The 23,302-nt window shown below is 73.3% G+C and carries 6 protein-coding genes (1 of these 6 running past the window's edge); all 6 read right to left on the bottom strand.

All coding sequences use genetic code 11. The features are described from left to right. Positions 1-8 precede the first annotated feature (8 nt). Positions 9-425 carry an SseB family protein gene (locus ABD743_RS28985; RefSeq protein ID WP_344725530.1) on the bottom strand — a complete coding sequence of 139 codons (417 nt, stop codon included), beginning with the start codon at positions 423-425 and terminating at the stop codon, positions 9-11. A 251-nt stretch (positions 426-676) separates the two neighbouring features. Then, a complete protein-coding gene (locus ABD743_RS28980; protein ID WP_344725529.1) occupies positions 677-955 on the bottom strand; it encodes a GlsB/YeaQ/YmgE family stress response membrane protein in 279 nt (92 codons plus the stop codon). 132 nt (positions 956-1,087) lie between these two features. Continuing rightward, positions 1,088-1,993 (bottom strand): carboxymuconolactone decarboxylase family protein, encoded by a 906-nt coding sequence (locus tag ABD743_RS28975; protein ID WP_344725528.1) that lies wholly within the window; start codon positions 1,991-1,993, stop codon positions 1,088-1,090. A 212-nt stretch (positions 1,994-2,205) separates the two neighbouring features. Further along, positions 2,206-2,547, bottom strand: coding sequence for an SHOCT domain-containing protein (locus ABD743_RS28970; protein WP_344725527.1), 342 nt, complete (start codon positions 2,545-2,547; stop codon positions 2,206-2,208). Between the two features lie 34 nt (positions 2,548-2,581). Continuing rightward, positions 2,582-3,007 (bottom strand): DUF6325 family protein, encoded by a 426-nt coding sequence (locus ABD743_RS28965; RefSeq protein ID WP_344725526.1) that lies wholly within the window; start codon positions 3,005-3,007, stop codon positions 2,582-2,584. A gap of 103 nt (positions 3,008-3,110) precedes the next feature. Next, on the bottom strand, positions 3,111-23,302 hold the 3' portion of the coding sequence (locus tag ABD743_RS28960; protein WP_344725525.1) for a preprotein translocase subunit SecA. The gene runs 14,374 nt beyond the window's last position; 20,192 of the gene's 34,566 nt are visible here — the last part of the coding sequence; its start codon lies beyond the right edge, outside the window — the gene reads right to left on this strand; its stop codon occupies positions 3,111-3,113.

Raw genomic sequence — 23,302 nt, 5'->3', positions numbered from 1 at the left:
TCGGGCGGTCAGCCGGGTGGGACCTGTCCGTTTCCCTCCGGGCTGCCGGCAAACGCAGGCAGGGTCCGCACCAGATCGGGTGGCAGCCCGATGCCGTCCTCGCTCGTGGGGTTGACCGCCAGCCAGATGTCATCCGACGGCCAGTTCGCGGCGAGCTGCGCGATGGGCATACGAATCGCGGTGCCCACCTCCGCCCCCGCCGACCGCAGGGCCTCCTCCGAGGTGAAGACGGGGACGTAGCGTCTGCCGTCATGCTCGATGACGGGCAGCGAGATCGCTCCTTCGGGTGGCTCCTCGCCGTCGGGCGACGGCGCTTGCGGCAGCAGCCCGATGGTCGTCGCGAGGCCGCGCAGAATTTCGGTGGTATCCGCGGCCCGGCCGGCAGCGGTGTCGTTCGTCGCGGCATCATCCGGGGTCGACGTCATCGTCTCGTCCTTTCCTGAGAAGGCGCTTCACGTCGTGCAGCAGAGACGATTTGTGCGGTCACGTACGCAGAAAGAGAGTACCGCCGACGATCGCGGGCTCACCTGCAGGCGGAATACGCGTTGGCCGAGTTTCTTTACGCCGGACGGCCCAGTGGCCGCGTCGACGGGCTCCCGCCCGATAGCGGCGCGGGAAGCGCGCCAAGCGGTCGCCAGGGCCTCACAGGACCCCGGCGACCGCTGGGACAACGGGCCTAATGGCTCACGCCGCGACGGCTGTACGCCCCCACGGCGATCGCCACGCCGATCGCCGCCACGACGACCTGCAGAATGATCTGTATCCACGGGATGCCGCCGTTGGCGTTGCTGTAGCCGAATGCCTGGGCGATGAAGCCACCGATGAAGGCGGCGATGATGCCGATGACGATCGTCAGCCAGATCGGAATCGGCTGACGGCCAGGCACAACGAGGCGCCCGAGGGCGCCGATGATGAGCCCGACAATGATGGCAGAGATGATGCCGGTGATCGCCATTTTCACTCCTGTCGTTGGAACCGACGGGATACCCGATCCGCTGATTCCTACTCACGTTCACCGACCGGCACCGGCAATTCCGGGGACGAACGGGACAGATGTGCAGGAGGTGGGCGATGGTGGGGTCAGAGGTCAGACGGCGCGCCAACCCGTGAGCGGGAACGTCCCGCCGCCACCCACGACGACCGTGCCGGTGAACCGGTCGCCGTCGACCGCCCCCTCCACGGTGAGGTCGATCCGAATCGGCTCGGTCATCCGTGCGGAGAAGTCGAGGTGGCTGCCCTCCACGGTGCCGTCCACGATCGGGACGGTGGAGCCCTGTTGCTCGTTGGTCATCGATCCGGTGACCGTGCCGTCCGCCGTGTGCAGGCGCAGGACCACGGACTGGCTGCCGGCGGGGTGCTCGAAGGTGAGGTTCCAGGTGCCGTCGGCGCCGGTCCGGCCGCTGCTCTCGCGAGTCGGGCCGGTCGACGGAGTGGTCAGGTTCGGCCGCAGGCCGGCGTGCCGGCCGAGGGCAGGCATGCCCGCCCTCACCTGAACGCCGACGGAATTCAGGAAGCCGGCCATCATCCGGTAGTAGCCGATGACGAACAGGAGTTCGATGATCTCGGGGTACTCACGGGTGGCCGTGAGGTCCGCCCACGTTCCGTCGGAGACGAAGACGTCCGCGCAGACGTCGTCGACGGCCCGGAGCACAGCGTCGTCAGTGGGCGCCCAACCCGAGTCGGGGTCGGAGAGGGCGTCGATCTCCGCCTCGGTGGCCCCGGCACCGAGGGCTGCAGGCACGTGGTTGGCCCACTCGTAGGGCGCGTCGCACCTCAGCGCGACCCGCAGGATCGCCAGCTCCCGCGTCCGCGGATCCAGCAGCCCGTCGAAGAGCAGGAATCCTCCGAGAGGTTGGGAGGCCTTCAACAGCTGGGGATGGCGCGCGAGCACCTGAATCACGGTGTCGGCGCCGATCCGGGAGATGGCGCGCTGTTCGTCGTCCATGTGCTCGAGGTCGAGGGGTGGCACTCGAGGGTTTACGGCGTGGGGCATGCCAACTTCTTCCGTTGAGGTCCGGCGGGAGCGGGTCGGTGTGGTCGGGCCGTGTTCACGCGACCCTCACCCCCTATACACGCGTCCGGTTAGCTTCACCGACGGATAGCAGCCTACACAGGCGTGTAGTCAGGCGATACGGAAGCAAGGATGTTCCCGAAGCCATTTGCGGCCGAGCGTTGCGCGAGCACCGCGGCCTGGGCGGCCCGAGCTCAGCTCCCGAGAAGCTTCGCCTTGGCGGCCGCGAACTCCGCGTCGTCGAGCAGCCCGGCCGTCTTCATGTCGGCCAGGCGCTGCAGCTGCGACGTGAGATCGTCCCCACCTCCGGCCGGAGCGGGCGTGGGAGGCGCTGCAGGAGGTGCCGTGCGCGTACTCGCGAGCTCGGCCTGCGCGGAGGCCTGGTCGGCCGGGGTCGCCTGCTGGTCCTGTTCGGCCTGTGCCTTGGCGTCGGCCCGGCGTCGCACCCGTCCCGAAACCGCCGTGGCGGTGCCGGCGATGACGGCTGTTCTGGCCATGGTCCCCAGCAGCCCGGGGCGGCCGATCCGTCCACGCATGATCTCTCCTGAGGTGAAGTCGCTCGGTCGGGCGTCAGGGCTGGTCCGGGACCGTCGCGAGAACCTCCTCGACGACGGCTCCCGGGATCCGGAGGTTCGCGGCGAGGACACCCCCTGACGCAACCACGGCCTGGCGCAGCGGCAGGGCCCAGGTGTGCTCGAACGCCAGGATCGCGGCGGAGTCCCCAGGAGGCAGGGACTCGGTCAGCTCCGCGATGTCCTCGTCGGAGACCAGGCCCTCTGCGTGGTCCAAGATCTCGAGTAGCGGTGCAGCGTCGTTCGCTGCACCGAGCTCGGCGAACTCGGTGAAGGAAGTCTTGCCCTCGTCGTCCTTGCTCACCAGAAGGCCGTCGATGACAGTGATGGTTCGCGACTCCACGAGCCTGCGCAGCTCAGGCATGATTCCGCCGGTGAACCTGCTCCCGGGGAACTCGATCACGAGCAGTTCGATGGGGCCCATGCCTGCGAGCCTGCTGTCGGCCCGGTCCTGCCACATCCCTCGCCGCGGGTGACTGCGCCTCGTCAGCGGGGACCGCGTGGCGAGGCAGCGCTGCACGCGGTGATCAGCTCGACGAATCCGGGTGGGGCAGGTCGACGAGCTGGTCGACGAGCCGCCGGTACTGGCCGTCCAGGTGATGCTGGACCTCGTGCAGGTGGAGTCGGTCCACCTCGAGTGCGGCGCGCAGCGGCTCGGGCAGCAGCCGGGCGAACGCGGCGGAGACGGCATTGCGTACCGGCGTGCCGATGTCGACCCCAGCCTTGTGCCCGTCTTCGTGATGCCTGGTCGAGTAGGGAGCGGTGGCGGTGGACCAGTACAGCAGCCGGGTGGCCAGCTCGATCAGCTCGGGCACGGGCAGCGGCTGCCCGGCCAGGTAGGCCGCCACCGCGAGTCTCTGGGCCACACCGCGGACGTGATGCGGCACTCTCGCGTGCTTGTTCAGAGCCCGCTTGCCCCAGTAGTAGTCCAAGCCCCGCTCCAGGTCCCGGTGTGCCGTGCGGCGGTCCTTCCGGGACAGCCGCACGTCCTTGATGATCGTGTCGAGCTCCTCCTCGGCGGCCGTGATCACCGGCGCCAGCGCGTCCTTGGTGACCGTGGGTTGCGGAGCACGGGCCAGCGCGGCCAGGTAGTGCTGGTCGAGGTAGTGGGCCACCAGGCCCGCCCAGTCCGGCCGGTCGGTGAACATGCCCACGACGCGGGCCCGCTCGCGCTCGTGATCACCGATGAGCCGCCACCCTTCGTCCCAGTCGCGCTTGCCCAGCTCGTCGAGCACCCGAGTGGGCACCCAGCCACGAGCGATGTGTCGCTCCAGGAAATAGCTGCTTGCCGGTGGGCCGGCCGCGCGTTCGGCCAGCTCGGCGATCAACCAGCGCTGCTCGCCGGCGAAGCCGTCCCAGCCGGCGAACAGCGCCTCGGTGAGCACGTGCAACGCCCCGAACGGGTCACCGGCGTAGACCACCAGCGCCTCCGCCTCGGTGCGAGCGAGCGCGTCCACCTCCCGCCCCGCCGGGTCGAGGATCGGGGCTTGCAGCAGACGGAACCACACCGTCGGGACCGGCTGCTCGGTCGGTAGCGGCCGGCCGCGCAGCAGCGCGACGGTGTGCTCGACATAGCCGCGCAGCGTCGCGTACTGCTGGTCGAACCCGGCCGGTGCGGACACCTCCCTGCCCAACTGCTCGGCCCACTCGTCACGAGTGGGCTCGTTCAGCTCGCCGGTGTTGGGCAACTCGGCCTGCCGGTCGGTCGCCAGCGGTGAACCGAGCGGGATGCGGGCGGCGGCGAACAGGTGCGGGCGCAGTGCCCGGAAGGCCACCCACCCCACACCCGGCGCCGCCGGTTCAGCGCGCACGGTCGGCGCAGGCGGCTGTCGGTCGGAGGGCACCTCGACGCGAACCAGCCGCTGCGCACCGCCGTAAGGCGTCTCCGCCCGCAACAACGCGCTCAGCTCGGGCGACGCGGTGCCGACCACGGCGGCGGTGGCCAGCTCGCGGACCCGCGCCAGCTCCGGCGACTCGGTATGGCGGCCCCAGGTGACGTTGCGGACCGTGAGGTAGATCAGCTCGGTGTCGGTCGGCCACACCCCGGCCCGCTCAGTGGCGGCCCGCAGATAGCGCAGCTCGACCTCGATCTCCCAGCGGCGCGGGCCGCCCGCATCGCGTTCGGCCCGGCGCAACGCCTGCGACAGCGACCGACGCTCGTCCTCGGTCACCCCCTTCTCACCCGCGAGCAGTTGGTGCAGCCCGGCCAACGCGTTGTCGAACTCCGCGCGCAGGTCCGGCTCGGGCAACTCGGGAAGCCGCGCCTCGTCGATGGCAGCGGTGTGGAACTCCGCGGCGTAACGCAGCGCCAGCTCCCGCCACGCCGGCAGCTCGGCGAACCGCGCGATGATCTCGGCCTGAACGCGCTGGTAGTCCCACCCCAGAATCACCCGCGCGGACGGGTTGTGCACCGCCAGCTCACGCAGCTCGCTGCGGGCACGGGCGCTCAGCCAACCGGGCCGGTCCTTCCACGCCTCACCCGGATGATCCGGGCCGTCCACCATCCGCTCGGCCAGCACCGCGAGCACATGCGCCTGCGCCGGATCGAACCCGAGGGCCGGGGCCAGCGCCGACTTCACGACCTCGTGCAGCAGCCCGACCTCGTCGCTCGCGAAGACCTCACGCACCCCGTCACGCTCGGCGTGCCCGGCATCAGCGGCCAGCCCGAAAACCGGGTCGACCGACAACCCGGCGGCCACATCGGCCAGCCAGTGCAACCGCACCGGCCCGACCTCGCGCCACCGCTGCCCCAGCGGCCGCCCACGCAACAACCCGATCGTCGCCCGCACCATCTCCCCGAGCAGCGCGGCCTGCTCGGACGCCGACGCCGGCGCCGAGGTCTCGCTCAGCCGACGCTCCAACCGCTCGGCCAGCTCCCCACGGGCGACCATGGACATCTCATCACCGGTCAACAGCGCGCCGTGCCACCACGCCTCCAGCTCGCTGCCGTGCGGCTTGCGCAAGCCCGCGCCGGACCGCAGCGTGTCCGTCCAGCCGAGCCATTCCGCGGCGATCGGGGCGGCGTCCGCGTCGTGCCGGGCCCCGGCGTGCTCGGGGTGCTCACCGAGGTGGAACTCGACCTCGTGGGTCAGCAGCCGTTCCCACCACCGCTGCACGCTGTCGGGGTCCAGCGCGTAGCGCGCCGCGATCTGCTCCGCCACGGAACGGGTGATCACCACGACACCGCGCTCTGCCCAGCCGAACGCGACCACGCCCGCCACCGGGAACTCGCCGTCGCGGACCTGGACCCCGACCGACATCCCGGGCGGAGCGCGAGGCATCGCGAGGGTCAGCTCGTCCAGCGGCGTCATCCGGTCCTCGGACGCCCGCAACGCCTCGACCACGCGCTCCCGCGCCTCGTCGGTCAGCGGGTGCTCGGCCACCGCGCCGCCGCCCCGGCCCGCATCCGGAATGCCGGCGAGGAACGCGGCGATGAGTTCGGGGCTGAGGAAGTGGGCAGGGCCGGAGGCGCTGCCATAGCTCTGGATACCGGCCACCGCGCCGTCGGGGTCCAGGACCGGGCCGCCGGACAGCCCGGGAGGCCCTGCCATCGCCGCGGTCAGGTGCACGTCGTTCTCGGTGACCGGACCGTGGTTGAGCATCCACCGACCACCCGGGTAGCCGGCGGTCGTCAGTGGGGTGCCCGCCGCAACCGGGGTGTCGCGCAGCCGGGCGGCCGGGCGCCCGAGACCGGGCACCGTGAGCACCGACAGATCGACCAGCCCATCCTGCACCGGAACACCCGCCTGCAGGGTGTGGGCCAGCGACTGCTGGGCAAGCTCGGCGTGCACACCGAACTCGCTCGCCCGCAACGTCGCGACTGCGCTGACGGCCAGCCCGTCCACGCGCAACGTGGCCGGGTCCACGTCGAACACGGTGTGCGCCACGGACAACACGGTTTCCGGGGCGACCACCACGCCGCTGGCCACGGCGTCCAGCTCGGTGTCGCGAACCTGGCCGGTGACACGCACCACCGAGGCGAGCGCCTCGGCGATACGGTGCGGCGCCGGCTGGGTCGTAGTGGCCATCCCGCTGGGGTAGTAGTTGACCAACTCGCCGTGCGAGGTCACCAGCGTCAGCCCGTGTCCGGCCACGTCACCGCGGTAGACCCGCAGGTCGCCGATGTCGTGGACGGGGGCGCCGGATGCGTGCCAGGCCGTGGCGATCAGCTGGAACGTCGGGATCTCCCGCCATACCGCAGGCTCTTGGTCGCGGTGCAGCCGCCGCAGGTCGGGCAGGCGCCGCACGGCGTGCCCCAGCGGGTCGAGACCCGAGTCCCGGCTCGGCCCGATATGCAGCCCCATGATGAACAGCTCGGGGTCGCCACCCGCAGTGGCCCGCGTCAGGCTGATCACCGGGCGGCCGTCGCGAAGTGCCGGACGGAACCCGGCCTCGGCCGGGGCGGCGAGCACCGACGTCCATGGGACCAGGTGCGGGTGGGCCGCTATGGCGGCCGTCAGGGCCTCCGCGTCCACCCCCAGCCGGTCGACCATCTCGAACAGGCGGCCGCTCCAGCGTGGCTGGGTGGCCAGGTACTCCACGATCAACGCGCCCAGCTCTCCGGACGGACCCGCCACCGCGCCGGGTTCGACGACGCCGGGACGGTAAGGACGGGCCGTCAGCCGCAGCAGCTCGCGCCGCGCGGGCAACGGCATCGCCTGCACCGCCGCCTCGGGCAGCTCCGGGCTCACGATACGAACCAACTCCCGCTCCGCGATCAATCCACGGTCCGAGCGGGACAGTCGGCGCGCGGCGGCCAGGGTGGCGGGGTCGACGAACACCGCGCGAACCCCGTCCCGGTCCCGGGTGACGAAATACAACAGCGCCAGCTCACGGGCACCCGGAGCGCGGATCAGCTGGTCGAACCGGCGCCGCAGCCCGGGCAGCACATACACGCGCACCCCGTGTGCAGCCCAGCGACCGCGCGGGTCCGCCCGCCGGTAGTCACGATCGCCAGGGCTCAACGGGGCACCCGGGCGCTCGCGGTGCAACTCCCGCACCGCCTGCTCAGCCGCCACCAGCTCCCTCTCGTCCAGCGCGGTGGGCTCGGCTTCGTGCAACGTCACGGCAATCGCGCCGTCCCGGTGGGTGTTCGGCCCGGTGGCCGGGGGCAGGGCCTGCGCAGGCAACCGGAGGTCGGCAGGTATCGCGAAGCGGATCAGCCGCGTCGAATCGCTGTACTGCCGTTCCGGGCGCAACAAGAGACTCATCTCGGGCGACGCGGTGCCGATCAGCACCTTGGTGGCCTGCCAGCGGACCGCCGCCAGCTGCAGGGAGTCGGTGTGCAGGCCCCAGGTGACGTTGCGGACCGCCAGGTATACGAGCTCGGGGTCGGTGGGCCAGACCCCGGCCCGCTCGGTGATGACCCGCAGAGAACGCAGATCGACCTCGATCTCCCACCGGCGCGGACCGCCTGCTTCGCGTTCGGCCTTCCGAAGCGCCTGGGACAGCGAGCGACGCTGTCTCCAGGTCAGGCTCTTGTCCCCGGCGACCAACTGCTGCAGCCCGGTCAGCGCACTGTCGTACTCCGAGCGCAGGTCGGGTTCGGACAGCTCGGGAAGCCGCGCTTCCTCGATGGCGGCCGTGTGGAACTCCGCGGCGTAGCGCAGTGCCAGCTCGCGCCACTCCGGCAGCTCCGCGAACCGACTGCTGATCTCGGCACGGACCTGCTCGTACCTCCACACCAGCAACACCCGCGCCGGCGGGTTGCGCACCGCCAGCTCGCTCAGCTCGGCCTTGGCGCGGGCGGTCAGCCAGCCGGGCCGGGCCCTCCACCGTTCACCTCGATGGTCCGGACCGTCCACCAGCCGCTCGGCCAGCACTGCGAGCACGTGCGCCCGTGCCGGCCGGAACCCGGCGGCCGGGGCGAGCGCGGCCTTGACGACCTCGTGCAGCAGCCCCACCTCGTCACGCGCGAAGACCTCACGCACCCCGTCACGCTCGGCATGTCCGGCGTCGGCGGCCGACCCGAAGATCGTGTCGACCAGCCTCCCGGAAGGCGTGTCGGCCAACGAGTGCAGCCGCGTCGGCGCGACCTCGCGCCAGCGCTCACCCAGCGGCTCTCCGCGCAACAAGCGCAGGGTCGCCTGCACCATCTCGCGCAGTAGTCCGGCCTGCTCCACAGCCGACGCCGGTGGCGTGGTCCGGTTCAGCCGCCGCTCCAACCGATCGGCCAGCTCCCGGCGGGCGACCATGGTCATCTCGTCGCCGGTCAACAGCGAACCGTTGAACCACGCGTCGATCTCGCTGCCGTGCGGCTTGCGCAACCCTGCCGAAGGGCGCCGAGCCGTGACCGGCCGGGCGAACCATTCGGCGGCGATCGGGGCGGCGTCCGCGTCGTGCCGCGGCCCGGTGTGTTCGGGGTGCTGACCGAGGTGGAACTCGACCTCGTGGGTCAGCAGCCGCTCCCACCACCGCTGCACGCCGTCCGGGTCCACCGCGTACCGCGCCGCGATCGCCGCAGCCGTCGACCGGGTGATCACCACGACACCGCGTTCGGCCCAGCTGAACGCGACCACACCCGGTGCCGGCAGCTCTCCGTCCCGGACCTGAACCGACACGCCGGGCGGAGCACGAGGCATGGCCGAGGTCAGCTCCTCCAGGGGCGTCATCTGTTCGTCGGACGCCCGCAACGCCTCGACCACCTGCTCCCGTTGGGAATCGGTCAACGGGTGTCGCGCCACCGCCCCGCCGCCCTGACCGGCGGCGGGAACACCGGCTGCGCGCAGGAATGCCTCGATCGCGCCGGCGCCCACCGCGGCCTGGATCGGTGTCCGGATCCGCTTGTGGCGGATTCGAGCGTGGTAGAGCCCGGCCACCCGTTCGACGAGGACACCCTCGTCGTCCTGTGTGCGGGTGATCAGCGGACCACCCGAGTTGCCGGGGCCTGCCCACGGCCCGACGAAGAACAGATCGAGCTTGCGAGCGGGTCTCATCGGTACGGCAGGCGGCTTGGCCGTCAGACCTGCGCCGATCACCAGGTGCCCAGCCTCGGTGCGGAGGTTGTCGACACCACCGGCGGACGAGCGGACGGGAAGCTGCCGCCTCGGGAAACCGATCAACGTCACTCGTGCGTCCCGGCCGTCACGGTCGAGGTCCGGTGCCGTGAGCCGACGGGACTCAGCAATGTGGACGATCGCCAGGTCCAGCTCGTCGGCCGCCTGCACCAACTCCGGGTCGGTCAGGCCGCCTGCCGCGCTGCTCGCCCGCAGGTGGGCCGCGATCGTGTCGGCCGACGGACGGGGCGCCACGCTGCCGGGTGCGGACCGCACTCCGGCGGGCGTGGAGAGCTCGACCCACAGCTGCTCCGCGTCCGCGACGACATGCCGGTTCGTCAGCACGACACCGGTGCGGCCGTCAGAGGACCAGAGCAGCCCCGAGCCGACGTGCTCGTACCCGTCCGAGCCGTGGATCACGATCCGAACGACCCGCGACAGGATGCCCGGCGCCACCTCGAGTTCCGGCGCCAGCCACGCCGGCCGCCCGAACGCGTCGCCTACCGGCGTGAAGGCCGGTACCGGGAAGTCGGCGGAGTCGCCGTACAGGTGGCTCAGCGGAGTCAGGTCGGGCAAGGGCGAGGCGGCATGGATCTGCGATTCCGCCAGGCCGGGCATCGCGGCGTGCAACAACTCGTGGTCGAACAGGGCACGCCGGGCGTCGAGGTCCAGCACGTCGGCGCGCAGGGCGGCCAGTACCCGGGTGTCGGTGTAGAGCCAGCCGTCGCCCGAGGTCCAGACCACCAGACCGCCACGGATGCCCGAGGCGTGGGTGGCCTCGATCAGCCCGTCCAGCGCTCGCAGGCCGTTCGCCGGGTTCTGCGAGAAGTAGTTGCCGGTGAAGCCGCTGATCCGCACAAGATCCGGGTCTCCGGCCGCGAGCTCCTCGACCACCGGCAGACCGGCGATGCGATGTTCGACCGTCACGTGGTCGTCTGCGCCGAGGCTGCCGTGCGAGATCAGTGAGGGCCCGCCGGTCATCGTGCGGATCGGCAAGCGCGCTACGTCGTACTCGGCAGCCAGCGCAGCTGCGTGGGCGTCGTGGCGATGCCCGGTGTGCTCATCACCATCGATGTGGAAGCCCAGCTCGTGGCCCAGCAGCCGAGCCCACCAGTCGGCGAACGCCGGGTCGGCCGCGATCAGCTGTTCGACGATCCGCGCCACCCGGACCGGGACGACGATCACGCCCTCGGGGGCGTGCTCGCGGTGACGCCAGCCGAACGCGATCAGCGAACCACCGTCACCGAGGTCGTCCTCGGTGATCCGCACCAGAGCCGCACCCTGCGGCGGGCCGCGGGCCAGGTTCGGGAACTCCTCCCCCGACAGTGGACGGGCATCCCACAGCGCGGCCGGCAACCGCGCGATCACCTCACCGCGAACCCGGCCGTCCATCCCGCCTGCCGCGACCGGCCCGCCGCCACCGCGGCTGACGATCCGCTGCCCGGACCCCTCGGTGATCAGCTCCAGATCCCCGGCGCCCTCGACGGCGTCGTTGACCAGTGTCGGTCCGATACCCAGGGCGCCCAGCGCGGCACCGAACGGGATCGAGTCCTGGTCGCCGGCCGCGATCAACGCGCGCAGCTCGGCGGCGAGCTGGTCAAGGGCCGCGGCCCGGTCGGCCTCCGCCGTGGCGTGCAGCCGTTCGAGCTCGGCCCGGGCCGCATCGGCGCGTTCGGCGAATGCGGTGATCTGGGCGGTCCGCGGAGCCTCGGCCAACAACTCGAACACGTGATCCAGGAACTGGGTCAGATCACCGCCGAGGGTGTCCAGCACCGCCCACACCCTGGAGCGCAGCTCGCCGGAGAGCTCGTCGATCAAGCCCTCCACGTCGGCCAGGCTCTCCTCCAGGGCGCGCGCCACCACCGCCGGGGACGGGGTGGGCCTGCCGAAGTGCTGTCGCCGCCACTCCGGCGGCACCGCACGGCCAGCCTCGCTCCAGACCCGCTCACCGAACCGGACGGTCAGCTCCGGCCCGACCCCGTGCACCCGGCCTGCTCGCTCGGCGACGATGGTCATGACGACCCGGCCATGGGCGTCGAACCCCGGCCCGCCGGACGCGCCGCCACCGAGCATCGCGATCGTCTCGAGCAGCCCCCGCCGCGCCGACGCGACCGGGCCTCGGCTGACCAGACCGATGCCGCGGGGGAAACCGATGAACGTCAGCAACTCCCCCGGTGCTACCGGGCTCGCCCGCACCGGCACGGCCGGGCGATCCAGCCCCCACACCGTGAACTCCGCGACGTCGAGGGTCGGCAGCCGAGTGCTGCTCGGACCGAGATCGAGGTAGCTCTGAGCCGCCGTCGCCAGCTCGGCGAGATCACCGTAACCGGCCAACGGCACGCTGCGGACCTCGGCGATGGCCGACCGGCCGCCGGCAAGCCGGTCGACCGTGTAACCCGCGCTGATGAGCTCGCCGACGTGGTAGGCGGTGCGCAGCCTGGCCGGGCTGGACTCCGTGGCCGCTTCGACCACCCAGCCGGTGCCGACGATGTCGCCGTTCGCGTCGCGGATGGCGACCACGCCGCGCCGGGACGCGGCGAGCACATTCGGGTCCACCAAGCCGGCCGGGCTGTCCTGGGCGACCGGGTAGAACCCGACCAGCAGATGCCGGCCGGCGTCCGCCTGCCAGGTGACCAGCTCGACGTCTCTGGTCCGCACGCCGCCCTGCCACTGCAGCACCGCGACCGGTTCGTCGAACCTCACCCGGGCCACCCGCAACCCACCGGACTCCTGCAGCGCGATCGGTGCCGACCGGGTGGCGGTGGCCACCATCTCCAGCAACCGCGCCGGCCGATCGCTTTGAGGTAGCGCCGCAGGCAGCCACCACCGCGCGCTCGCCACCAGCGCGGCCACCGCGTTCGCGGCCGGGGACAGCACCACGTTCCCGTCCCGGCTCAGCTGCTCGCCGGTGATCACCACCGTGCCGAACGTCGTGTCCAACCGCCACACCGGCTGCCCGTCAGCAGCCCGGGCCGCGGTGAAGCCCACCTCGCCCGCAGCGGACAGGTCGGTGCCGAACCCGCGAGCGAACTCCAACCGCTCCACCAGCCGCTCGGCCGCCTCCGGGCGGGCCGCGCCGTCAAGTCCTGGCCAGAAGTCCTCCGCCAAGCGACCAGCAGCCAGATGATCCTCGATCTCGTCGAGCATCCCTTGGGTGACCACGAGCGCCCCGCGAGCCCGCCAACCGAAGACCACCAATCGGCCGAGGGCGTCACCGAGCCCGTCGAGCAACGCCCCCGCGGAGTCGACGTCCAGCACCAGCACCGGCCGCCGGGTCGCCCCGAACGGCCACAGCGGGTTCACCTCCGCCAGCGGCCGGAGGTGTCCCCGCTCCGCGAGCACCGGCAGCTGTGCCTCGACGACATGCCGCGTCGCCCTCGACATTCCGCCGACAGCCGCCACGAAGCTCCGCGCGTCGACGTACTCCGCGGCGAGATCAGCAGCGTGGCTGTCGTGGCGATGGCCGATGTGCTCATCGCCGTCGATGGGGAACTCGAGCTCATGGAGCAGCAGCCGCGCCCACCAGTCGGCGAACGCCGGATCGGCCCCGATCAGCTCCTCGACGCTGCGCGCCACCCGCGCCGGGACGACGATCACGCCATGGGGGGCGTGCTCGCGGTGGCGCCAGCCGAACGCGATCAGTGAGCCGTCACCGAGGTCGTCCTCGACGATCCGCACCAACCCCACGCCCTGCGGCGGGCCCCGCGCCAGGTTCGGGAACTCTTCCCCCGACAGCGGACGCCCACCCCGCAACGCGGCCGGCAACCGAGCGATCACCTCACGGCGCACCCGCTCGTCCAGCCCACCCACCGCGACCCACCCATCGCCGTGGCCGGAATCGGGAGCGATGGCGTTCCGGCGGGCGCGTTCGACGAGCTCGTCGTAGAGCCGGTCGTCCAGGCGAAGCAGGTTCACCCGGACCTCGTGCAGGTGCAGCCGGTCCAGCTCGAGGCTCTCGCGCAACGGCTCGGGCAGCAGCCTGGCGAACGCGACGGTCACCGCGTCCCGCACGGGTGCGCCGACGTCGACCGCAGGCCGGCGGACGTCCTCGGTGTGCCGGGACCGGTAGGGGGCGGTGGCGGTGGACCAGTGCAACAGCCGGGTGGCCAGCTCGATCAACTCGGGCTCGGGCAGCGGCCGACCGGCCGCATCGGCCGCCACGGCGAGACTCCGGACCAGGTTCCGCACGCCATAGGGCACGTGGACGTTCCTCAGCGTCAGACCCCGCCCACCCCAGTACTGGGCCGTGGCCTGCACCATGGCGCGGCGCGCCGCCCGGCGGTCGCGACCGGACATCGGCATCGCCCGGATGACCTTCTTCAGTTCGGCCTCGGCGTGACCGATCGCCGGCCCGAGCACCTCCTTGCCGACCTCGGGTTGCGGCCTCGGGGTCCACCGGCTCACCGGTGTCGTGGACGGGTGCCACACCAGCGCGGCCGCCAGGCCGGCGAAACCCACGCTGTAGAGCAGGTCGAGGACGTCGGGCGTCGTCTCCGGGAAGATCCGGTGGCCGAGAACCGCCAGTCCCCACCGGGTCTCCGTGACGGCGTTGACCGCGGTGGCGGCCGCAAACACGGCCGGGATCCACCGGCGATGGAACGAGCGCAGCTGTTCGCGGGTCAGATAGCCGCTGCCCGACCGGGCGATCTCCACGGCCCGCCTGGCGTAGACCGCTGCCACCGCGACGAACGCTCCGCCCTTGAGGTTCTTGGCGTGCGAGAAGAGATCGAACGGCTCCGGGAGGTGGCCACGCAGCTCAGGGACGTTGGTGACCAGCACTTCCAGTGCCAGCCACGCGGCGGTAACCGCCACGACCGCCCGCGGGCGGAGCTCGAAGCGCCCGCCGCCTCGTCTCGTGTCCTCGCGCACGGCGCGGATCGCCCGCACCACCGCCGCCACCCCGACAGCGGCGACGGCCGCGCCGACGGTGACCGCGAGCACCGGGGCCCACCCCGCGACCGGCTTGGCCGCCACCGTCGACGCCGCTGCCGCGGCCCCACCCAGCGGGCCGACCAACAGCATCAGGGCCGCCCCGGCACCGACGGTGATCGAGCGCAGGACATGAGGCACCGTCGTGGTGCGGGTGGCGCGCAGACCACGCAGGGGAAGACCTGACGGCGGGGCACGCGGTTGCGCGGAGTGCTCGCGGGTCCGCGGCGCCGCGGGACGGGACTCGGTGGTGCCCGTGGCGCCGACCCCCGCCAGGCCGCGCGCGTCGAGCAGTGCGGCGGCGAGATGGTCGGTGTGATCGGCGTGGCCGAGTCCGCGCAGCCGCGTGCGGCCGCTGATGTGGAACGCCATCTCGTGCGCCAGCAGTTCCCGCCACCAGGTCCTGGTGAGCTGGCCTTCGGCCAGATGACCAGCGATTTCGTCCAGCCGCGCCTTGGTCATCACGATCGCGCCCCGCTCGGCGCCCGAGCCCGCCGGGCCGTGCCAGCCGAACGCCACGAGCCGGGACAGCACCTCGTCCAGCCGGGCGAACTCGTCGCCGGTAAGAAGCGCCGGCAGTACCCGCCGCAACGCCTCGACGTCCAGGCCGAGGATCGGTGCGGTGCGCAGCGGGCCGCGCGGCAGCCGCACACCCAGCGCGCGCGGCGACGTCAGATGCGGGGCCAGCTTCGCCAGCACCGCCTCGATGAACAACGTGTCCGCGTCGCTCCAGTGCGAGGTGGCGACCGGTCCGTTCGGGCCTGCGGTGGCCGGGCCCGCAGGCCCGAGGGGGACGGTCAGGCTCGGCAGCGCTGCGACCGTGAGGTCGTCGAGGCCGCCGGCGGCGATGACGCCGGCGACGCCCTTCGGGTTGTCGAGGCCGGCGACGGCACCGTCGACGAGCCGGGTGACGACCGTTTTGGCGTCGGTGAAGGCGGCGGCGTCGAGCTTCTTGGCGAGGTCCTCCGGCTCGGGCATGTACCGCCAGAGGCCGTCGGTCGCGAGTACCAGCAGCCCCGGCATGTCGGGCCGGAACGTCGTGATGGTGGGTTCGGGCCGGTAGTCGCCGGCCGCCCAGCGGGTCATGATCCCGCCCTCGGCGAGGGATCCGCCCCGGCTGTCGTCGGTGGTCATCCGCGCGCCGCGCGGCGTGGCGGCGTCCCGCTTGAGGTAGTAGGCGCGGGCGGTGCCGACGTGGATGATCGTGATCGTGCCGTCGGTGCTGTAGTAGGCGGCCGCGTAGGCGACGGCCCCGTGCCCGGTCTGCGGGGTGTAGTGCTGCACGAGCGCGGCGATGCCGGCGTCGTGCGCGTCGCGCAGGGCTTGTGTGGGGGTGCGGCCGAGCCCGCCAGGGCGGGTGATCTCGTTGTGGAAAGCGGTGGCGAAGCGGTTGGCGGCCAGACTCGAGTTGGGGTAGCTGAACACGCCGTCGACCACGGCGGCGACCCGGTCACCGCCCGGCAGCGTGACGAGGGTGGCCGCGTCCTGGTTGGTGGGGTTGCCCCGGCCACGTCGGGTGGCCGCGGCCAGCATGTGACCGCCACGGACCTCGTCGCCGTAGGGGTGCTCGAGCCGCTCGTGGTGCGGGATGACCGGGGAGAACGCAGGGTCGGGCAGGGTGACGGTGGCGAACACGTCCTGGTGCTGGGCACGCAGGTTCTTGGCCGCCACCCGCGCGTCCTCCATGACGTTCCAGCCGCCGATGGTGCGGTAGAGCTTTCTGCGCCACGCGTACTCGCGGTCGATGGCGTAGCGCGCCAGGGCCAGCCTGGCCTTGGCCAGCACCTCGTCGCGCGCGGAACCGGACAGCCGTTCGAGCTGCCCACGGAAGCCGTCGAGTTCCTTGGTGATCTCGCGCAGCCAGTACTCGGCGGTCGGCGGGAACCGGTCCGCACCCGGGGCGTATTGCCGGGCAGCGATGGCGGCGCTCAGCGTGCGGTCGATCTGGTGCAGGTACGCCCCGACCTCGGTGAGCCGGGCGGCGGCGTTCTCGCGGGCCACGGCAAGCGCGGCGTGCGCCTCGACCTGCACGGCGCGGGCGGTGTGCAGGAACTCGGCCGCCTCGTCCGGCAGCCGACCATCCACGCGCTGGGCGGCAAGCAGCTCGCCGGCGCGCAGAGCCCGGTAGTAGAGCCGGTCGGCACGGTCGGCCGCCCGAAGCAGCACCAGCAACCGGCGGCGCTCCACACCCGGGACCACCGCGTGCCGCCAACGCGCCACCACCAGGTCACGAACGCCGGCGGCGAAGCGGACCGGGGCCGCGGGGTGGTCGGCGGGCAACGGCCAATCCCGACGACCGGCGGAGTGCCGCAGCTGGTAACCCAGCCCCGTCAGGCGCCGCCACGTGATGCCGGCGTCGTCGATCCACCCGTCGCGCCAATGCCGGAACGCCAGGTCCCCGTTGCGCAGAACCTCGCGCAGCGCGGCGTAGGCGTCCTTTGCCTTCGCCTTGGCCTTCTTCTCGGCCTGGGTGTCCCCGCCCGACGGAAGCTGCCCGACGGTGAGCGCGGCCAGCTCCGCACCACCGGGCAGCACCTCGGGGTTGGCGCGCACCGCGTGGCGCAACCGCGGGCCGGCCGCCCGCCACAACTCAGCCAGCTTCTTCTCGGCACGGTAGCCACCCGCCGCGTCACCGCTCAGCGCACCCAGCTCGGCCAGCGCAGCCAACGCCGTGTCCCAGCCGGTGCCGCCGTACTGCGCGGCCAACCGCTCAGCGGTGACCGGACCCTTGCGGCCGGCGATCACCAGCAGCCGCTGCAGCAGGGTAGCCGGCGCAGCGTTCGGAGCAGTCCGAGTGGCGGTGGCTATCGCATCGGCCCAACGCCGCTGGTTCCACTCCCGCTGGATGGCGCTCAGCTCCACCTCGATGCTGAGAAGGCCCGCGGCCTGCAACAGCTTCATGGCAGCAGCCAGCTGCCGCTGCTCCTGAACGCGCTGCTGGGTAGCACCACGCTGACCGGCCGCAAGCGCCCGCTCCTCCTCAGCCGCGACATCAGCCGCGCTGCGGGCGCGCTGTTCAGCGAGCTGGGCAACCGCCTCCAGCGGCTCGCTGCGAGGCTTGCTCATGCCCTCCACCTCGAACTCCAGCGAGCGCAACGCAGCCCGCGCCCGCCGCAGGTTCGGGTGTCTGAGCTCCTTCTTCTCCAGGTGGTACTGCTTGATCTCCTCCAGCAGCGCGCGTCGCGGGCCCTCCAGGTACTCCTTGCGCAGCGTGTTGCGCTCCTTGAGCGCCTTGGCCAACCGATCCGTCCAGACCCGGCTCGCCGCCGCGTGCTCCGGCGCCGGATCCGCCTTCGCCCACAGCGCCAGGCTGAGCATGCGCTGGAACTCCACGACCTCGGCGTCGGTGGTCTTGCCGACATCGCGCAGGTGCTTCGCGACCCGGGTCAGCGCGTCGGGATCGGCGGCCAGCACCGGAACGACCAGCTTGATCGTCCCCACGTGGTCGGCCCGCCGGTCCCTGGCCGCCGCCCGCTCACGGGCCAGGGGCAGGTCGATCTCCTGGGGCAGCGGCTCCCACTCACCCAGCGGTTCGCGGATCTCCGCCGACATCCGCGCCCACAGCCGCGCCGCAACCTGCTCCGCGAGGTTCTGGTTCAGGCGGCCCTTCAGCTCGAACTGATCGAGCAGTGCGTCCAGGTCCTTGCGATAATCCATGACCCGGCGGTGCAGCCGGTCGCCGATCCAGAACCACCGGGACGGGCGGGCCGGGGACCGCAGCGCGCGCTGACCCCGGTAGCCGTAGTAGCCGTTGCGGTGCTCGTCGGGGTCACGGAGCAGCCTCCCGATCAGCCACACCGACACGGCCGCGACCCCGAACCGGGTCAGCATCGCAGTCAGCGAGTCGTTCGCCTCCACCCAGGGCCGGGCCACCCAGGCCAGGTTGATCGCGAGCGAGGCCAGCCCGGCCAGGACCGGGTCGACCGACTTGCGCCACAGCAGCCGCGTGTCGACCGGGGAGAAGTTCTTGTAGTCCAGCCAGGCGATGAGCCGGTTGCGCTGCCGCTTCGCCCTGTCCTTCGCGTTCGGGTCGGCGGCGTGCTTCTGCTCCTGCTTCGCCTTGCGCTTCGAGTACGGGGCCATGATCCGCCCGACCCAGACGTTGACGTACTCCGCAATCACCGTCGGCATCGCGTAGACGATCACGGCCACCACCACCGCGTTGGCCAGATCACGCACCGCGGCCGGGGCCACTCCGCCGGCCAGCGTGCTGATCACCAAGGCCACCCCGGCCGACAGCAGTCCGGACACGAACGCCTTGTTCGTCCTGGTGCGCGCGAGGTCCTTCTGCTGCGCAGCCGCACCGGCGATCCCGGCCCCGATGGCCACGATCCCCGGAACCAGCCATACGGGCGACGTGGGATAGAGCACGCGCAGCAGCCCGAGCCCGGCCGCGAAGAAGTAGGCGAACCCGGCCGAGAGCACAGCCGCCCGCCGCGGGCGGGTCTGCATGCCCGACTCCTGGTTGGCGTGCTGCCGCCGCAGCACGTACCGGTAGACCAGCCCGGCCGAGACCAGCGGCACCATCACCGCCTTGAGCCCACGCAGACCCGGCCGCGTCAACCACGGCCACACGGTCGTCGTCCAGAGCTGGAGCAGCGGGCCCACCACCACCGGGCCGCCGAGCCCGGCCGCGAGGCCAACGGCCGACCAGATCCCGATCCGCACGCCCTGAGCGCGCAGCCCACGGGCGATCGCGCCCCACGGCGGACCGCGGGTCTGCCGCGGCGTCCACACCGCCCGCGCCGCCGCGACCAGCCCCGCCGCGGCCACGACCGCTCCGATCGGGCCGGTCACGACGCCCGCCCCGACAAACCCCAGCTGCGCACCTCCGAACAGCCCCACACCCACACCGACGCCGAACCCGGCCATCCGGGCCAGAACCGTCCGGTTCCGCTCGGCGACCGGGACATCCAGACCCGCCCGAGCCTTGAGCCGCAGGCGGTACCCGGCCAGGCCCCGGCCCCGCGCGGCCCGGTCCAGTCGGCCGGCCGCCCGCGCCGCCGCCACGCCCGCGTCCGCCGTGATCCGCGTCGCCTCCGCCCGCCCGGCGGCCAGCGCCTGCGCGGCGGCCCCGTGCGCGGCCACCGCAGCGGCCAGGCCGGGGAACGCCTGGGCGAACGTCGCCCGCACCGCGGTGACGGCCTGCCCGAACGTCAGACCCGCGGCAGGAATGCCACCCGGCGGCATCGTCTGGGTCGGGTCGAGCCGGGCCGCCCGAGCCATCAACCGGCGCGCGGTGTTCTCGGGCAGCCCCAACGCCTCCCCGACCCGCTGGTCCAGCTGTTCGCCGGACAACCGCGCGCCCGCCGGTGCGGCCGAGTTCACCACCGACAGCCACCCGACCCAGCCGAGCTGCTCGTCGGTCACCCGCCGCGCCGCGGCCCGCTGCTCGCGGCCCATCAGCCGCGCAGCGCTCCCGACCGCGGCACGCAGCCGCGCCACCGCGCGGACCTGCGCGCGCAGCGCCTTCGCGGCCCGCCACCGCTCGACGACCGACTGCCGCGCGGTGCCGACGGCGCCGCGAACGGCCTGCCACCGGTTCACCACCCACTGCCGCGCCGTGCCAATGGCGCCGGCCACGGTGTCCCGCGCCGTACGCAGGGCGTCCCGGACGGCCCGGAGACCGTCGGCGATCCGCTGCCAGACCGCGCGCAGCGCATCGCGCACCGTGGGCGGCGTGGCGGGCAGCCCCTTGACGTCGAGCTTCGACAGGCCGGTCGCACGGCGCACCGGCCCGGTCCGCACGCCCGCGTTCCGGGCGGCCACCGCCGCCTCCCGGACCTGCTGGTCGCGCTGCGCGCGCGTCGCGGCCACCTGTTGGGCCGCGCCGTCCAGCGGCACCAGGGCCTGGCCCAGCGCCATGGACCGCACGGTCACCGCGGCGCGGGCGGCGTCGAGCAGCTCGTCGGCCGAGACGCCGGTATCGGCCACAGCCTGGCCGAGCGTCGCAGGCAGGGCCACCGACCCGGCCAGCGCGGGGTCGGCCAGCCGCGCGCGTACCCGCTGCGGGTTCACGCCCAGTGCGTCCGCCAGCCCGTCGGCGATCTCATCGTCGGTGCGGCCCAGCTCACGCAGGCGCTCCGCGACCGCAGGCACCCAGCCCAGCCGCTCGCCGAGACCCTGCTCGTGCCGGCGGACCGCCTCCCGCAGGAGGTCCTCCGCTGCCAGCGCGCCGGTGAGCGGCTCGTTCGCCTCCGCGACCTTCTCGCGCAGCTGCCTCGCAGCCTTGCGCTGACCCGGCCACCAGACCATGCCTGCGGCCAGCACGCCCGGCTCGGCCACGCCGTAGCGGACGGCGGCGAGGCTCGCCACCAGGCCGCCCGTCAGCAGCACGACCGTCCACACGGTCGTCCGGTCGGAGGGGAAGCGCATCCACCACGGCGGGCCACGCGGCTGCTGCCGCGGTTCGATCCTGCGCGGCCCCGACGCCCGCGACTCCGCGACACCACTGGAACCGGCCGGCGGAGTTGGCCGCCGCTCGGGTCCACCGGCGGCCGGCTGCGGCCCGCCGCCACCGGAGCCCGGCCCACCACCGGACGCCGAGGGACCCGACCCACCCGGGGTGTTGTCGAGGATCTCCTGCACCTGCTCGCGGCCCAGCCCCGTGGCCGCGGCGATCCGGTCGACCGGCACCCCGCCCCGGGCCGCCGCGCGGACCGCGGCCTCCAGCGTCGCCTGCCGCTCCGCCTGGCGGTCGACCAGCGTGCGGCCGGCCTGCCGGATGTTCCCGGCCGCGTCCCGCAGCCGCCCGTCCAGCGCGGCCAGGGCGGCGACCAGCCGGTCCTGCCGCTCCTGGAACGTGCCCGTCGGCTCACCCAACCCGGCCGGGGCCGGACCGCCGGCGTCACCGGCGAAGAGCCGCACCTCCGCCGGGTCGACCCCCAGCGCCCGCGCCACCGCACCGTCACGGGCAGCGGCCGCCCGCGGGTCGGCGAGCGTCGAGTCCGATCCACTGTAGAGCCAGGCCACACCGGTGCGCTGCAGCCCTGCCAGCTCGGTGTCGGCCGCGGCCACCCCGCCGCGCGCTGCGGCCAGGTCCGTCCGGGCCGTCGCGACAGGCCCGTCCAGCCCGGCGACGACCGACCGCAGCACCCGACCCGCCGACCGCCGCCGGCCGACAGCCGCCAGCGCCTCCCGCCGCTCGTTCACGACGCCGGTGACCCGGTCTCGGGCCGCCCGCAGCCCGCCCGGTACAGAGGCCGCCCAGGCCCGCGGGCGGCTCGCCGCCCAGTGGGCCTTCAGTGCCGCGGGCCAGCCCCGGACCGCACCGGTCGCCGCGTCCCGCCGGGCCCCCACGAAGTCACGCGCATTCCGCAGGCCCACCGGCACCTGCCCCAGCCACGCCTTCGGCCGGCTCGCCTGCCACGCCGCCGTCAACCCTGCCGGCCAACCGCGCACCGCGTCCCACCGGGCACGCAGGAAGTCGCCGGTTCGGCCGCGTGCACCGCGCAGCCCGTCCGGCACCTGGCCCAGCCAGGCCCGCACCCCACTCGCCTGCCAGCGGGCCGTCGTGGCTGCCGGCAGGCCACGGATCGATGTCCAGTGCTTGTTCACCCCGCGAACGGCCGCCCGCATGCCGAAGAATGCGGCGACGGCGCCGAGCGCGATCAGTCCGCCGACGCCCAACCTCGACCACGGGAGACCCGGCCCAGGCTGCGGCGCCGGCGGCGTCGCCGTGGGAGTCGTGCTGGGCGTGGGCGTCACACTCGGCGTCGGCGTCTGGCTGGGTGCGGGTTTCGGCGTCTGGGCCGGCCGGCCGGAGTCGCCGGGCTCGGGGGTGCCCGGTGTGCCAGGAGTACCGGACCTGCCCGGCGTGACGAACCGCTCGCCCACGTCGATCTGGTCGCGGCTGCTCACCGTCGGGAACCGGTCGCCCTGCGCGCGCGCCAGCCGGTCCGGGTCGATACCCAGGCGCGCCGCGATCTCGTTGAAGGTGTCACCGGTCTGCACGCGGTAGGCGCCGTCCCAGCCCGCCGGGACCCTCAACCGCTCGCCGACGTCGATCCGGTCTCGGCTCGCCGTGGTGGGGAACCGGCCCGGGTTCGCATCGACCAGCGCCTGAACCGACACACCGAGAGCGCGCGCCAGGCGGGTCAGGTTGTCGCCCGCCTGCACCCTCACCTGCTGCACCGGCGCCTGCACCGCGACGACCGTGCTCGGGGCGCGTTCTGCCGCCTCCGCCTGGTGGGCCAGACCGCCCATGAGGGACAGACCCAGCACGCCGAGCAACGTGACGGTCGCCGCGCCCACGCCGACCCTGCGGGCGCGGCCGTTCGGCACGGTCGGGCCCCTCGGGGCTCCCTGCCGCAGGAACCGGTGCACCGCCGCGGCCGTGATCGCCGCGAGCGTCGCGCCGGCCAGCACCAGAGCGCCGACGGTGAGCGGGCCCGCACCAGGCACCCCGAACGTCAGGAGCTGCGAACCGAGCACGCTCGCGCCGATCAGCGCGACCAGCGCCCGGCCGCGAGTGACGAGGGTCGTCAGCAGCGGTGCGCCGATGACCACTCGGTCCATCCACCGCCGCGCGGCCAAGCCGGTGGCGGTGGGTTCAGTGGCGTTCGCGACGGCCGGCGGGCCGCGGTTCCGGACCAGGCGGCTCACTGCGACGGCTGCGCCACCCAGCGCGGCGCCGGCGACAGTGAGCACCGCGACTCCCGGCGCGGACGCTCCGCCGAGGACGGCCAGCGCGCCGCCGGCAGCTCCGGCGATCGGCGCGGCGACGGCGAACATGCGAACCGGGAACCCGCGCGGAGCGGGGGCGGCCGGGTCCACAGGCGGATCGCCGTGCGTGG

Source organism: Pseudonocardia yunnanensis (assembly GCF_039534065.1).
GTDB classification, from domain to species: Bacteria; Actinomycetota; Actinomycetes; order Mycobacteriales; family Pseudonocardiaceae; genus Pseudonocardia; species Pseudonocardia yunnanensis.
The sequence above is the reverse complement of the archived record's forward strand: the minus strand, read 5'-3'. Positions and strand labels throughout refer to the sequence as shown.

Excerpts from the sequence above, each read along its gene's own strand:
- ABD743_RS28985 (WP_344725530.1), bottom strand. The coding sequence starts at position 425 with ATGACGTCGACCCCGGATGATGCCGCGACGAACGACACCGCTGCCGGC.
- ABD743_RS28980 (WP_344725529.1), bottom strand. The coding sequence starts at position 955 with ATGGCGATCACCGGCATCATCTCTGCCATCATTGTCGGGCTCATCATC.
- ABD743_RS28975 (WP_344725528.1), bottom strand. The coding sequence starts at position 1,993 with ATGCCCCACGCCGTAAACCCTCGAGTGCCACCCCTCGACCTCGAGCAC.
- ABD743_RS28970 (WP_344725527.1), bottom strand. The coding sequence starts at position 2,547 with ATGCGTGGACGGATCGGCCGCCCCGGGCTGCTGGGGACCATGGCCAGA.
- ABD743_RS28965 (WP_344725526.1), bottom strand. The coding sequence starts at position 3,007 with ATGGGCCCCATCGAACTGCTCGTGATCGAGTTCCCCGGGAGCAGGTTC.